At 72.0% G+C, this 13,806-nt stretch carries 9 protein-coding genes and 1 pseudogene; 6 read left to right on the plus strand and 4 right to left on the minus strand.

The annotated features are described in order from the left end of the window. Positions 1-59 precede the first annotated feature (59 nt). On the minus strand, positions 60-1,796 hold the full coding sequence (locus D452_RS0111695; protein WP_017544335.1) for a sensor histidine kinase: 1,737 nt from the start codon (positions 1,794-1,796) through the stop codon (positions 60-62). A 317-nt stretch (positions 1,797-2,113) separates the two neighbouring features. Between D452_RS0111695 and D452_RS0111700 the strand changes: the two genes are divergently transcribed. From D452_RS0111700 to D452_RS30085, 3 genes are all read left to right on the plus strand, one after another. Next, the gene (locus D452_RS0111700) at positions 2,114-2,962 is read left to right on the plus strand and encodes a hypothetical protein (protein WP_017544336.1); all 849 of its coding nucleotides are present in this window, start codon (positions 2,114-2,116) and stop codon (positions 2,960-2,962) included. 375 nt (positions 2,963-3,337) lie between these two features. Then, positions 3,338-4,492: a hypothetical protein gene (locus tag D452_RS0111705; RefSeq protein ID WP_017544337.1), complete on the plus strand. Its 1,155-nt coding sequence runs from the start codon at positions 3,338-3,340 to the stop codon at positions 4,490-4,492. A 95-nt stretch (positions 4,493-4,587) separates the two neighbouring features. Beyond that, entirely contained in the window at positions 4,588-4,776 is a 189-nt protein-coding gene (locus tag D452_RS30085; RefSeq protein ID WP_239646371.1) for a hypothetical protein, read from the plus strand. Between the two features lie 489 nt (positions 4,777-5,265). On the opposite strand, the gene D452_RS0111715 is transcribed toward D452_RS30085, so the two are convergent. The 3 genes from D452_RS0111715 to D452_RS0111725 all read right to left on the minus strand — a co-directional run bounded on the left by D452_RS0111715 (position 5,266) and on the right by D452_RS0111725 (position 9,827). Then, positions 5,266-7,068 (minus strand): LCP family protein, encoded by a 1,803-nt coding sequence (locus D452_RS0111715; RefSeq protein WP_026129211.1) that lies wholly within the window; start codon positions 7,066-7,068, stop codon positions 5,266-5,268. A gap of 502 nt (positions 7,069-7,570) precedes the next feature. Then, on the minus strand, positions 7,571-8,281 hold the full coding sequence (locus tag D452_RS0111720) for a hypothetical protein (RefSeq protein WP_017544340.1): 711 nt from the start codon (positions 8,279-8,281) through the stop codon (positions 7,571-7,573). Positions 8,282-8,639: 358 nt separating this feature from the next. Beyond that, positions 8,640-9,827 carry an ROK family transcriptional regulator gene (locus tag D452_RS0111725; RefSeq protein WP_017544341.1) on the minus strand — a complete coding sequence of 396 codons (1,188 nt, stop codon included), beginning with the start codon at positions 9,825-9,827 and terminating at the stop codon, positions 8,640-8,642. A 231-nt stretch (positions 9,828-10,058) separates the two neighbouring features. On the opposite strand from D452_RS0111725, the gene zwf reads away from it, so the two are divergent. The 3 genes and pseudogenes from zwf to D452_RS0111740 form a co-directional block, all read left to right on the plus strand. Further along, on the plus strand, positions 10,059-11,534 hold the full coding sequence (gene zwf / locus D452_RS0111730) for a glucose-6-phosphate dehydrogenase (RefSeq protein ID WP_017544342.1): 1,476 nt from the start codon (positions 10,059-10,061) through the stop codon (positions 11,532-11,534). Further along, positions 11,531-13,366, plus strand: coding sequence for a phosphogluconate dehydratase (edd, locus tag D452_RS0111735; protein WP_017544343.1), 1,836 nt, complete (start codon positions 11,531-11,533; stop codon positions 13,364-13,366). Before zwf ends, edd begins: the two co-directional genes overlap by 4 nt. Positions 13,367-13,431: 65 nt before the next feature. After that, positions 13,432-13,806, plus strand: a pseudogene (locus D452_RS0111740) (keto-deoxy-phosphogluconate aldolase); the annotation flags it as partial.

Genomic DNA, 13,806 nt, shown 5'->3' on the forward strand with positions numbered 1-13,806 from the left:
TGGGTTGGAGCCTGGAACTGGCACCTTTCACAGCAGCAGGGTGATGCCGGGGTCGCGCCTCACGGCTGCGCGTTGGAGCCCGGGACCGGGACCCTCCACACCAGCACGGTGCCACCCTCCTCGCCCCTGCTCGCGCTGAACTCGCCGCCCAGCGCCTGGGCCCGCTGGTCCAGGTTGCGCAGGCCGCTGCGGCGACCCTCCTCGGGCAGCCCCACCCCGTTGTCGGTGATGGTCAAAACCAGGGTGGTGGGCCGGCCGGTGGTCGACTGCTCCTCCACCGTCACCGAGACGTGCACCTCCGTGGCGCGCGCGTGCCGGGCGACGTTGGTCAACCCCTCACCCAGGACAGCCAGCAGCTGTTCGCCCACCTCGTCGGGCACGGACGCGTCGATCGGGCCGTCCAGGCTCACACCCGGGTGGCAGCCCAGACTGTGCGCGGTGTTCTCCGCCAGCCGAAGGATCTGCCCCCGCAGCGACGTGTCCCGTCGGCTCGGCGGGTGCTGGAGGTCGAAGATGGTCGACCTGATCTCCCGGATCGTGCTGTCCAGCTCGTCGATGGTGCGCTGGACCCGTTCCTCCGCCTCCGTGGAGCCGATGAGCCGGACTGTGCTCATGAGGGTCATCGCGGACGCGAACAGCCGCTGGATCACCACGTCGTGCAGGTCCTTGGCGATCCGGTCGCGCTCCTCCAGGACCACGATCCGCTCGCTGTCCCGCCGGGCCTCGGCCAGCTCCAGCGCCACCCCCGCCTGCACGGAGAAGGAGTTCAGCATGCGCCTTATGTTGGAGTCGAACGGCGCCCGCTCGGAGAGCTTGCCGAGCAGCAGCACCCCGCGGGTGTTGCCGGGGGTGCCCAACGGCACCAGCAACCCGGGGCCGTAGCCGCGGTGGGTGAGCATGGGGCAGTTGGCCTGGCGCAGGTCGGGGACGGCCGCGGCCTCACCCGACTCGTACACCGAGCCGCAGGCGGAGTCCTGGATCTCCACGGGCGTCCCCAGGATCTCCTGGGCGATCGGGCCGTCCGCGAACTCCGCGAACAAGTGCCCCCGCGCGTGCGGGTCCGGCAGCATCACCACGGCGGTGTCCGCACCAGCGATCTCCCTGGCCTGCGCGGCGAGGTAGGCCAGCACCTCGTCGGTGTCCGCGCCCGACAGCAGCCGGGTGGTGATCTCCGTGGAGGCGGCCAGCCACCGCTCGCGCAGCCGGGTCTCCTCGTACAGACGGGCGTTCTCGATGGCCACACCGGCGGCGGTCGCCAGCGCGGTCACGATGGTCTCGTCCTCCTCGTCGAACTCCCCGCCGTTCTCCTTCTCCGTCAGGTAGAGGTTGCCGAACACCTCGCCGCGTACCTGGATCGGCACCCCGAGGAAGCTGGACATCCTCGGGTGGCCCTCCGGGAACCCGCCGAAGTCCGGGTGGTCGCGCAGGTCGGAGAGGCGGAGCGTGGTCTGCTCGAACGAGGGGGTGCCGAGCACGCCCTTGCCGTGCGGGAACCGGCCGATCCGCTCGGCCTGCGCCTGGGTGAACCCGACCGGGATGAACTCGGTGAAACCGCCGTCCTCACCGATCACGCCCAGCCCGGCGAACCTGGCCTCGGCCAGGTGGGCGGCGGCCTCGGTGAGCCTTCGCAGTACGGTCGCCAGGTCCAGATCGCCACCGATGTCCAGGACGGCCTGGAGCAGAGAGTGCATCCTCCCCTGAGCGGAGAGCCCCGGGTTCATCTGGGAGTGCACATCCGCGAGGAGCTCGTCCAGGGACTTCGGGGACAACCGGTGGCTCTGGGGGATCTTGGTCATGTGTGGTTCAACCTCCGCAGAGCCGTTGAGGGGTTGAGGGCTAATACTCGAATTGTCGTTGGTTTTTTCCCGGTTTGCCACATCTTCCTGCTAGGAAGCTTGTTCGAGGTGCTGGGAATTCCTTGGGAATCGAGGACAGGGGCCCGGCAATTCATGCTAACGTCACCGTCAGTCGGCGCAGGAAGGCACTCTGTGACCTCGCGCCCCGCCCCCGCACCCCCAGGTTCCGGGGTGCCACTCACACGAACCCCTCGAGCCCGTCGTCCCCCCGGTACCTCACCGGAACGGACCGGCTCACACGGCGGAAGGAAGCCCCGGTGTCTGGATACCACGGTACGGTCGGCGCCATCGGCGTCCGTCCCACCGTGTGTCCGGAACCGCTCCGACGAGCGCTGACGCTCGCCGGTCTGCTCACCGGGGTCCTGTTCACCGTGTGGCTCGTCTCCGCCGCCCCGGCGCACTCCTCGGAGCTGCCCGGCGCCGACAACCCCCTCACCGCCGGTGTGGTGGGGAGTTCCTCCGGCCTGGTGGCGGGCACCGAGACGCTCGGCGGTTCCCTTAGCGGCGCGGTCACCACCGTGAGTGATCGCGCCACCCAGCACGCCACGGAGGCGGTGGACGGTGCCTCGGAGGCCGCGCGTGCGGTCGAGACCGAGGCCTCCGCACCCGTCCAGCAGGTGCGGGACGTGGTCCGGGAGACCTCCCTTCCGCGCCCCGACCACCTGTCCGAACTGGTCGCCACCGACCCCGCGCAGGTCACCGAACCCGCGCCGGGGTCCGAGGGCGACGCCCCCTCCGCCGACGACCGTCAGGACCGCGAGACCGAGGCCGAGGCCCCGGAGGAGCACCGTGCGGTGGCCGAACGGCCCGCCGCCGAAGTCCTGGTCGCGGCCCAGGAGCGCGGTTCCGTCGAGCACCGGGCCAAGGGCGTCACCGAGCGCGACCGGGCCACCGAGACCGCCCCCCGCTCCACCGAGGCGCTCACCACCATCGCGGGCGGCAGCGCCCCCGCGTCCGGTGGCACCGCCTCCGCGCCCGCCGTCGCCGGGTTCCTGCCCGTCACCGGCGCCCCGGCGCCCGCCCCCGGCCTGTTCGAGGCCGCCCGGCACGTCCTGCGCTCGGCTCCCGCCGACTCCGCGGACGAGCCGACCTTCTCTCCGGACTAGCGGACCACCGGACCGCGTCCCGCGCCGCACGCCCCGAGCGTCCCGCGCCGCACGCGATCAGCCCGGCACGGCTTTTCAAGCCACACCCTTCCCAGCGGCACCAGCCACGCGGTGACCTTCTGGGGGTTGACGTGAACCCCGCACCTCGATCGCGAGGTTCACGTCAGCCGGTGGTCCGCCAGACCGACCGACTGGATCCGGATCGATCCCGCTCGCCCCCACCAGGGACGCAGGGGTTCACCGACCGGAGAGCTCGCCCGTACCACCCTCAGGACCGGAACCCCTGGCCAGGGAGACGGTCCGACGCGACGGGGCACGACACCCGCTCCGTCGCGTCCCTCGAACAGAACACACGCTCACTCCGGAAGGAAACTCATGTTCCACACCGCCCGTACCTCTGCTCGGACCCTGCTCGTGGCCGCCGGGACCGCTGGATTCGTCGCCCTTGGCGCCGGCGTCGCCGGGGCCGACACACTCGGCGGTGTCACGGACGGCCTCCCCCTGGGCGACCTGGGCAACCAGGTGCCCGCCGCCCTGACCGAGGGCGTCTCCACGCCGCTCGGCGACCTGGTCAAGGTCCAGCCCGGCGAGATCTCCGCCCAGCCCGACATCCAGCACCAGTCCGGCCAGAGCGCCCCCGTCGGCACGGTCGTCGGTGACACCGTCTCCGCCGACACCCCGGTTACCACCGGCAAGGACAACGCCGGGAACGTCGGCCCGCTGGACCTCGGCAAGGCCACGGAGACCCTGCCGCTCAGCGAGGCCGGCGGCGCGGTCGACCCGGTCTCCATGCTGCTCGGCGGCACCGGCCTGCTCGACGGCCTCTCCTTGGACGGCGGCCAGACCCTGCCGCTGAGCGCCGCCAGCTCCCCCCTCAACCTGGCCGAGGGTGCCTCCGTCGTCGACGACACCGTCACCGAGCTGGGCACCCGTGCCCAGAGCGGTCTGCACCAGCCCGGCCTCGACGTGGTCGGCCTGGACGACCTCGGCGTCAAGCAGCTGGGCGAGACCGTCCCGATGAGCGGTCCGGTCGGTCTGGACGCGGGCGAGAACGCCGACCTCACCGGTGGCCTGACCACCCTGCTGCCCAAGGACGTCAAGGACACGCTGCACATGTCCGGGCCCTCGGAGCTCCAGACGGTGGGTGCGGCCGAGGACGCCGTCACCGACACCGTGGGTGAGGTCCGCGGCGCTGTCAGCGGACTGGGGGTCGAGGACACCCTGTCGATGTCCGGGCCCTCGGAGCTCCAGACGGTGGGTGCGGCCGAGGACGCCGTCACCGACACCGTGGGTGAGGTCCGCGGCGCTGTCAGCGGACTGGGGGTCGAGGACACCCTGTCGATGTCCGGCGCCGGAACGGACCTGGTCGGCGACCTGCTGCCGAAGACCCCCGGCGGCGACCTGGTCGACGTCCAGGGCCTGCCCGAGCTGGGGCAGCCCGAGGTCGCCCCGCTCCCCCTCGCCTCCGAGCTGCCCACCGAGGAGCTGACCGGCGGCGACCTGCCCCTCGAACTGCCGCTCGGACTGTAGGGACCACGAACGTGCGCCCGTCGGTCGTGGCGGGGGGCCCACCCCCCCNCGTCCGTGGCGCTGTCAGCGGCCTGGGGGTCGAGGACACCCTGTCGATGTCCGGCGCCGGAACGGACCTGGTCGGCGACCTGCTGCCGAAGACCCCCGGCGGCGACCTGGTCGACGTCCAGGGCCTGCCCGAGCTGGGGCAGCCCGAGGTCGCCCCGCTCCCCCTCGCCTCCGAGCTGCCCACCGAGGAGCTGACCGGCGGCGCCCTGCCCCTCGAACTGCCGCTCGGACTGTAGGGACCACGAACGTGCGCCCGTCGGTCGTGGCGGGCGCACCACGCCTCGGGCGGTGAGCGGGACCATCTCCGTTGACCGTGGTGCCAGTGGGGACTGTGGGGGTTTCCCGGCACGTACCAGCGGAGAGCCAGAGTTCCCGCCGCCCGGGGCACCTGCCCTGCCAGGGGCATGAAGGGGCCCCCGTCGCGGATCGCGACGGGGGCCCTCCGCGTGTGCGGACCCGGCCGTTACGCGGGACGGTGGGAGAGGGCCTTGCGGGGTGGCGGGACACGACCCTGCGCGTGTGTGGGTCTTGGCCATCGGCCGTCACGCGGGACGGCGGACATGACCCTTGAGGGGGGCGGGACACGACCCCCGCGACGCGGTGGTGGACGACCCTCGGCGTGTGCGGGGCCTCCGTCGGTGGCCCGCCCCGTCACCGGAGACGAGAGGGCCTCCGCCGCTGTCCGCGGTGGAGGCCCTCTGCGTGAACGGTTCGGCCGCGCGTGGCTACCAGCCTTCCTCGCCGGTACCGAAGCCGAGGCCGTCCTGGCACGGGTTGGACGTGGCGTCGCGTCCCTCGCCCGGACGCGCGGACGGCTCAGGGGAGGCGGCGCCGGACTCGGCCTCCTCATCCGCGCCCTCGGAGCCGGTGTCGACCGGAGTGGGCTCGTCCCCGGGCTGCTCCTCCGGCACGGGAGAGTCGTCGGCGAGCAGTGCGGGCAGCGGGCGGTCCTCGCGCACGGCGGAGAACAGCTCGGCGGCCTCCTCCTCGTGCCACATGACCCGGTTCGGGTCGTAGGGCGCCTGGTACCAGGGGACCGTGTGGAACTCGATGTCGGACAGGTCCACGTCAGCCATGGTGACCGCGATGGACAGCATCCGGTCCAGCGACAGCTCGCGGTCGGTGGCGCTGTGCTGGGCCACCGCCTGGAGGATGCCGTTGAGCTTGCTCGGGCTGCTGAGCACGTCGCTGCTGGTCACCTGGTCCGCCAGGGCGGCCAGGAACATCTGCTGCCGGTCGATGCGGCCCATGTCCCCGCCGTCGCCGATGTCGTAGCGGGCGCGGACGAAGGACAGCGCCTGCTCACCGTCGAGCGTCTGGTCGCCGGCGTCGAGGTCGAGCTTGGCGCGGCGGTCCTGCATGGGCTCCGGGATGCACATGTCCACCCCGCCCATGGCGTTCACGACGTCGCGGAAGCTCGCGAAGCTCAGGTGCACGAAGTGGTCGACCCGGATGTCGGTGAGGGTCTCGATGGTCCGCACCACGCAGGGCGGTCCGCCGTGGTACATCGCGGCGTTGATCATGCCGAAGTAGCCGTAGGTGCCCTCGGTCTTGCCGTAGGAGTCGCACTCGGGCAGCTGCACCAGTGAGTCGCGCGGGAAGCTGACCACCGAGACGCGCTTGTCGGGCGAGATGTGCGCGAGCATCAGGGAGTCGGAGCGCTCGCCCTCGAACTCGGTCGAGTAGGCGGGGCTGTCCTCCTCATAGCCGTCCGATCCGATGAAGAGGATGTTGACGGCGTCGCTGATCTTGTCCGGCCGCTCCTCGTCGCCGAGCAGCGCCTCAATGTCGTGCTGCACCATGTCGGAGCGCAGCGAGTAGTAGTAGGCGTAGGCGGTGCCCACCCCGACCAGCAGGACCAGCGCCAGGGACGCGGAGGTCCACATGACCACCCTGCGCAGACGGCTGCGCTTGCGCTTGTTCCTCTTGCCCGACACGGACGAGGACGCGGCCGCGGCGACCGCCGGTGAGGCGTCCGGTTCCGGGTCGTCCCCGGCCCCGGCCCCCTCGGGGTCGCCGTCCGGTGCGGCCTCGGCGCCCGGCTCCGGGGTGTCCGGGCCGTCGGTGTCCGGCACCGAGGCGGCGGCGGTGCCGGTCTCGTCGCCGTCCTCCTCCGAGTCCTTCTCCCCGTCCTTCCGCGCGGCCTCGTCCGCGGCCTTGTCCGGGCCCTCACCCGGGCTCTGCTCCGAGGACTCCCCGGGTTCGGCTTCGGTGTCCCCCGAACCGGCCCCCGTGGTCGTGACCGGCGCGTCGACGTCTATGACGACGGTCTCCGGAGCGTCCTCCCCGCTGGTCGCGGGCTCGCCTTCGGCCGAAGCCTCCTCGGTGGGAGTTTCGGGCTCGGTTGGCTCGGTGGCCTCGCCGGGCGCGTCGGAGTCGGCGGGACCGGAGGAGTCGGGGCCGGTCTCGTCCGGCCCTTCCCGCCTCACGTCCTGCTCCTCGGCGCCCTCGGCCTGCGCGGAGGGCTCGGAGTTCTCGTCTGGTGTCTGGTCCGCGCCGGAATCGGCGGAGTTCTCGTCAGCGGGCATCGTGACAATCTCGGTGAGTTCGGACGGCTGGGCGTGCCAACGGCCGGACACCGACCCTGGAGGGTCACGCGTCCGAGTCCGGGGGAGGGCGGGGGTCGCGCGGGGGAAACACGCGGGCAGACCGGAATCCTGACCGAAAAATCGCCGAGGGGGAGTGCCGAGGCATGGTGAAAAGCCGGGACACCAACGGACTGGGTTCGCCAAGTACACCGGAACCTGCGCGTGGCAGTGATCCTAGGTGAAGTTCTCGTCGAGTGCGTGCTCGGGTTGTCCATGCGCGCGGTTCCTGACCACAATTGCGCCGTACAATTCCTTCGCCGGGTGGCAGTCGTCTGCGAGTTTTCTGTCCGACTGTCTCATCTGTTCCCTTGGGAACCACTTCCGACGCGCCGGTGCGACGCGGGTTATTGGTGGTGAGGAGGGGGCATACGGGCTGATGGTCACGTTCTGCCCGAGTCTGGGAGCCTCCGGATTCCGCGGATCGCTCGCGGCCCGATCGGGATCAGTCGTCCCAGAAGCCGCTCTCCTTCTCCTTCTTCTCGGGCTCCTCCGCGGTGGCGGTCGCAGCACGGCCACCGCCCTTGCCGCTCGGCTTGGCACCGGTCCTCGTGCCCTTGGTGGTCTTGCGCGCGGTTCCGCCGCTGCCTCCGGTGCTTCCGGAGCCGCTGGCGGCCTTGGCGGTGCCGGTGTGGCGCGGACGCGGGGTGACCGAGCTCTTCTCGATGGGCGCGCTGGGTCTGGGGGCCTCGCCGGAGTGGATGCTCAGGGCCTCCTCCTCCACACTGAGCATCTTGCGCATCAGGGCGGGCACCTCGGGCAGACGGTCCGCGCGCAGGTGCGCGCCGAGGACCTCCAGGGCGTGGTCGCACAGGACGCGCTTGGCGGTGGCCGCGCTGACCCCGCTCAGCTGCTCGACCTCGGGCAGGTCGTGTTCGCGCAGCAGACGGACGACCTCGCCGAGTCGCTCCCGGGCCTTGCGGTCGGTCATCGACATGACCGTGAGCTCCGCCTCGCGCAGGAAGTCGGTGCCATCGCCGGTGCCGTCCCGCTCCGCGATGAAGGCGCTGGTGAGGTTGCGGGCGGAGGTGCGGGTGCCGGTGCGCAGTTCGGCGCGGCGGATCTGCCGGGAGTGCAGCGCGGTCACGACCACGCTGGTGACGAGGCTGATCCCGGCGCCGATCACGACGAGCACGGCGGGGTTTTCGAGCAGCATGTGTACGGGAGACCTTTCCGGGCGGTGGTCCGCACGGGACATGGCCACGGTGTTGACGGGGGCGGCGGGTGCGGGGGTGACGGAGGGTGTCCGAGTGCCAGCTGGTACTCGGGTGCGTGACTATTCGGCAGTTCGGTGCTCGTTGTCAAGTGTCACGACGGAGCGGGCGCCCGCGGACGCGGCGCCTTCCCAGTTCAGGACAGACGGGGGCAGGATCGACAGTCCACCTTCACTACCGCTTGCCTGGCCCCGATTCGGGTAAACCTCGCTGTCCACAGCCTGTGGACAGTCGCCCGGCTCTCTCCGGGTGATCCGGGCAGCCGCGGCCGCACCGCCGCATCCGGTGGTCCCGGCGGACCTAACCGGCCAGGAGAGCGTTCACGGCCTCCGGTGAGAGGATCTCCTCACTGACCATCGCCGCGCAGCCGCGCACGCCGGCGTCGTCCCACAGCGTGCTCGCCACGATTCTCAGCTGGCGCGTGGCCAGGGCCGTGCACTGCTGGAACACCACTTCGCGCACGCCCGCCACCAGGTGGTCGTAGGCCTCCGAGAGGTCGCCGCCGAGCACGATTAGCTCCGGGTTGAGCAGGTTGACCGCGCCCGCCAGGGTCTCGCCCAGCCGCCGCCCGGCCTCGCGCACCAGGGTGACCGCCACCGGGTCGCCCTCCGACGCCAGCGCCACCAGCTCCTTGAGGCCAGCCACCTCGCGGCCCTGCTCTGCGGCCTGCTCCAGGAGCCTGCGCCCGCCCGCCACCGACTCCAGGCAGTCGGTGTTGCCGCAGCGGCACGGCAGGCCGCCGCCGTCCCGTACGGGGACGTGTCCGATCTCCCCGGCCGCGCCCAGGGCGCCGCGCAGGAGGCGACCGCCGGAGACCAGACCGGCGCCGATCCCCGTGGAGACCTTCACGAACACCATGTCGTCGGTGTGTCCGTGCCCGCCCGCGATGTGCTCCCCGAGCGCCATCACGTTCACGTCGTTGTCCACCATCACCGGGACGGGGAAGCGCTCCGCGACCATCGGGCCCAGGGCCACGCCCGCCCACTTGCCCAGGACCGGGCGGTCCTCGGCGCGTCCGGCGTGGAACTCCACGGTGCCGGGCAGTCCGATGCCCACCCCGCGCACCTCGTCGGGGGAGCGGCCCAGCTCGGAGATCTGCTCCGACCACGTGTCCAGCAGCCAGGGCACGGTGGCGTCCGGGCCCTGCTCCATGCGGGGGGTTCCGGGGGTGCGCAACAGCACCCGCCCGTCGAGATCGCACACGGCCGACTGGCTGCGGGCCATGCCGAGGGCCGCGGTGAGGATCAGCCCGCTGGAGGCGTTGAACTCCAGCAGTGTGGGCGGTCGGCCCCCTCTGGAGGCGGCGCGGGTCCCCTCGGTCACCAGTCCGCCGTCCATCAACTCGGTCACCCGCAGGGCCACGGACGGGCGGGAGAGTCCCGTGGCGCGGGCGATCTCGGAGCGGCTGGTGGCGCTGCCGGTGCGGATCATCTCCAGGATGTGGCCGCTGGTGGCGGTGGAGGACAGGCGTCCCGGGGTTCTGGCCATGCCCTCATTCAACCATTCGCTTGGCGGTGTGGCTCGAAGTTCGTGCACTTATGTAAACTAATGTTATGAAGTGTGCTTGGTTTTTTACCATAGTGCGATTAGGGTCGAAACCGGACCATGGGCCCCCGATCCACGGCCACTCGCCCCCAGTGCGGCGGTAGCCCCCCGCCACCACCTCCGCGCCCCCGTCCCACCCCTCGCACGTCCTCCCCTCTCGCAGGAGCCAACCGAATGCCGCAGCAGCCCGTGCCCCGCCCCACCGACCTGGTGGTCTTCGGCGGAACCGGTGACCTGTCCATGCGTAAACTGCTCCCCTCCCTCTACCTCCTGGACCGCGACGGCCACCTCGGCGGGGACACCCGGGTCGTGGCGGTCTCCCAGGACGGCCTCACCGACGCCGACCTGCGCGACAAGGCCTCCTCCGCCGTCCGGGGCCACAGCGCCGTCCAGGTGGTCGAACCCGAGGTCCTGCGCCGTTTCCTCGGCCGCCTCTCCCACGTGACCGTCGACGTCGGCGGCGACCCCTCCGGATGGACCCACCTCGCCGCCGCCCTCACCCCCGGCCGCGACCGCGTCTTCTACCTCGCCGTGCCGCCGATGATCTCCGGGGCCATCTGCCAGGGGCTCCAGGACGCGGGCCTGGTCACCCCCGAGTCCCGCGTCGTCATGGAGAAGCCGCTCGGCCGCGACCTCGACTCCGCCAGGGCCGTCAACGACGCCGTGGGAGCGGTCTTCGAGGAGTCCCGCACCTACCGGATCGACCACTACCTGGGGAAGGAGACCGTGCAGAACCTGCTCGTGCTGCGGTTCGCCAACGTCTTCCTCGAACCCCTGTGGAACTCCCGGTGGATCGACCACGTGCAGATCACCGCCACCGAGACCGTGGGCGTGGGCGGACGGCGCGGCTACTACGACACCTCCGGCGCCATGCGCGACATGGTGCAGAACCACCTGCTCCAGCTGCTCTGCCTCACCGCCATGGAACCCCCGGCCAGCTACGACCGCGACGCCGTCCGGGACGAGAAGCTCAAGGTCCTCCAGTCCCTGAGACCCCTCTCCGGGAACCGGGTCGCCGAAAACACCGTGCGCGGCCAGTACACGAGGGGGACGGTCCAGGGCGAGGAGGTCCTCGGCTACCTGGACGAGGCGGGCGGACCGGCGACCAGCGACACCGAGACCTTCGTGGCCCTACGCGCGGAGGTCGCCAACTGGCGGTGGGCGGGAGTCCCCTTCTACCTGCGCACCGGCAAGCGCCTGGGGCACGCCCGCTCCGAGATCGTCATCCGCTTCCGCGACGTCCCGCACACCATCTTCCCCGGGGCCGCCGCCTCCGGAGCTGGCAGCCTCGTCATCCGCCTCCAGCCGGACGAGGGCATACACCTGACCATGCTGGCCAAGACGCCCGGCGCCGGTGCGCTGCGTCTGCGGCCGGTCCCGCTGGAGCTCAGCTTCGCCGACACCTTCGCCACCCGCTCTCCCGAGGCCTACGAGCGGCTGCTGATGGACGTGTTGGCCGGGGACTCCACCCTCTTCATGCGCCGCGACGAGGTCGAGGCCGCGTGGCGGTGGGTGGACCCCGTCATCGAGGCCTGGCAGGGCCTCGACACCCCACCCGAGACCTACCCCGCCGGAAGCTCCGGCCCCGCAGGAGCGCAGCGGCTCATCGGCCGTTCCGGCAGCACGTGGCACGAAGAGGAGCAGGCATGACCGCGCACACCCCCGGCACCACCCCCGTCGTCCACCAGGTGATCGCGGAGGTCACCCGGCGCCTGACCGAGCGCAGCGACGCGACCCGCTCCGCCTACCTGACCCGTGTCCGTGAAGCGGTCGGCCAGGGCCCGTCCCGCACCTCCCTGGGCTGCGCCAACCTCGCGCACGGATTCGCGGCGTGCGGGGTCGGCGACAAGCTCTCGCTGGCCGGGGACGTCACCCCCAACCTGGCGATCGTCTCCGCGTACAACGACATGCTCTCCGCCCACCAGCCCCTGGAGACCTACCCCGCCGTCATCAAGAAGGCGGTCGCGGAGGCGGGCGGCGTCGCCCAGTTCGCGGGCGGGGTGCCCGCCATGTGCGACGGCATCACCCAGGGCCGGGCGGGCATGGAGCTGTCCCTGTTCAGCCGCGACGTGATCGCGATGTCGGCGGCCGTGGCGCTGTCCCACGACATGTTCGACGGCGCCCTGATGCTCGGCGTGTGCGACAAGATCGTGCCCGGCCTGCTCATCGGCGCCCTGTCCTTCGGTCACCTGCCGGTGGCGTTCGTGCCCGCCGGTCCCATGCACTCCGGCCTGCCCAACAAGGAGAAGGCGCGGGTCCGCCAGAAGTTCGCCGAGGGCAGGGTCGGCCGCACGGAGCTGCTCCAGGCCGAGTCCGCCGCCTACCACTCGCCCGGCACCTGCACCTTCTACGGCACCGCCAACTCCAACCAGATGCTCATGGAGGTCATGGGCCTGCACCTGCCCGGGGCCAGCTTCGAGCAGCCCGGCACCCCGCTGCGCGAGGCCCTGACCGCCGAGGCGGGCCGCCGCGTGCTCGGGCTGACCGCCCTCACCGAACACCACACCCCGGTCGGCGAGCAGATCGACGAGAAGGCCGTCGTGAACGCCGTGGTCGCGCTGCTGGCCACCGGCGGCTCCAGCAACCACACGCTGCACCTGGTCGCCATCGCCCGCGCCGCCGGAATCCAGCTCACCTGGGACGACTTCGCCGACCTGTCCGAGGCGGTGCCGCTGCTCACCCGCATGTACCCCAACGGCGCCGCCGACGTGAACCGCTTCCACGAGGTGGGCGGCATGGCCTTCCTCATCGGCACCCTGCTGGACGCCGGGCTCCTGCACGAGGACGTCCACACCGTCGCCGGTCTGGGCCTGAACCGCTACCGCCAGGTGCCCGAGCTGACCGAGGGCGGCGAGCTGACCTGGGTGGACGGCCCCACGGAGAGCGCGGACACGACGGTGCTGCGCCCGGCCACCGACCCCTTCGCCCCCGACGGCGGACTGCGCATGCTGGAGGGCAACCTCGGCCGCGCCGTGATCAAGGTGTCCGCCGTGGCGCCCGAACGGCACGTCGTGGAGGCCCCCGCCCGGGTCTTCGGGGACCAGGCCGAACTCCAGAAGGCCTTCGCCGCCGGAGAACTGACCGGGGACTTCGTCGCCGTGGTCCGGTTCCAGGGCCCGCGCGCCAACGGCATGCCGGAGCTGCACAAGCTCACCCCGCCGCTGGCCGTGCTCCAGGACCGGGGCCAGAAGGTCGCTCTGGTCACCGACGGGCGCATGTCCGGCGCGTCCGGCAAGGTGCCCGCCGCCATCCACGTCTCACCCGAGGCGGAGGCGGGCGGCCCACTGGCCAGGGTCCGGGACGGCGACCTCATCCGGCTGGACGCGGTCCGGGGCACACTGGAGGTCCTGGCCGACCTCGACGGGCGCGAGGACGCCCGGCCCACGGTGGACTCCTCCGCCGGGACCGGGCGCGAACTCTTCGCCGCCCTGCGCGGGGCGGTCGGCCCGGCCGAGACCGGTGCCGGGGTCTTCGGCCACTGAGCGCGGGCGGCCCGCCCGGCCCGCCTTCCGCGACGCACGTACCCACTGACCACTTGGAGACAGCCATGACGACGATCCCCCGCTCAGGTGCGGACGTGCTCGACCTCGCACCGGTGATGCCCGTGGTGGTGGTCGAGGACGCCGAACACGCCGTCCCGCTGGCACGAGCCCTGGTGGCGGGCGGTCTGCCCGGCATCGAGGTGACCCTGCGGACCCCGGCGGCCCTGGACGCCATCGAGCGGATCGCCCAGGAGGTGCCGGAAGCCGTGGTGGGCGCCGGGACCATCGTCAACGGCGAGCAGGCCCGCTCCGCAGCCAAGGCGGGGGCGCGTTTCCTCGTCAGCCCCGGGTGCACCCCGTCGCTGGCCCGGGCGATGGCCGACACCGGGCTGCCCGCCCTGCCGGGGGTGGCCACGGTGTCGGAGGCGATGGCGCTGGTG

Source organism: Nocardiopsis prasina DSM 43845 (assembly GCF_000341265.1).
GTDB lineage: Bacteria > Actinomycetota > Actinomycetes > Streptosporangiales > Streptosporangiaceae > Nocardiopsis > Nocardiopsis prasina.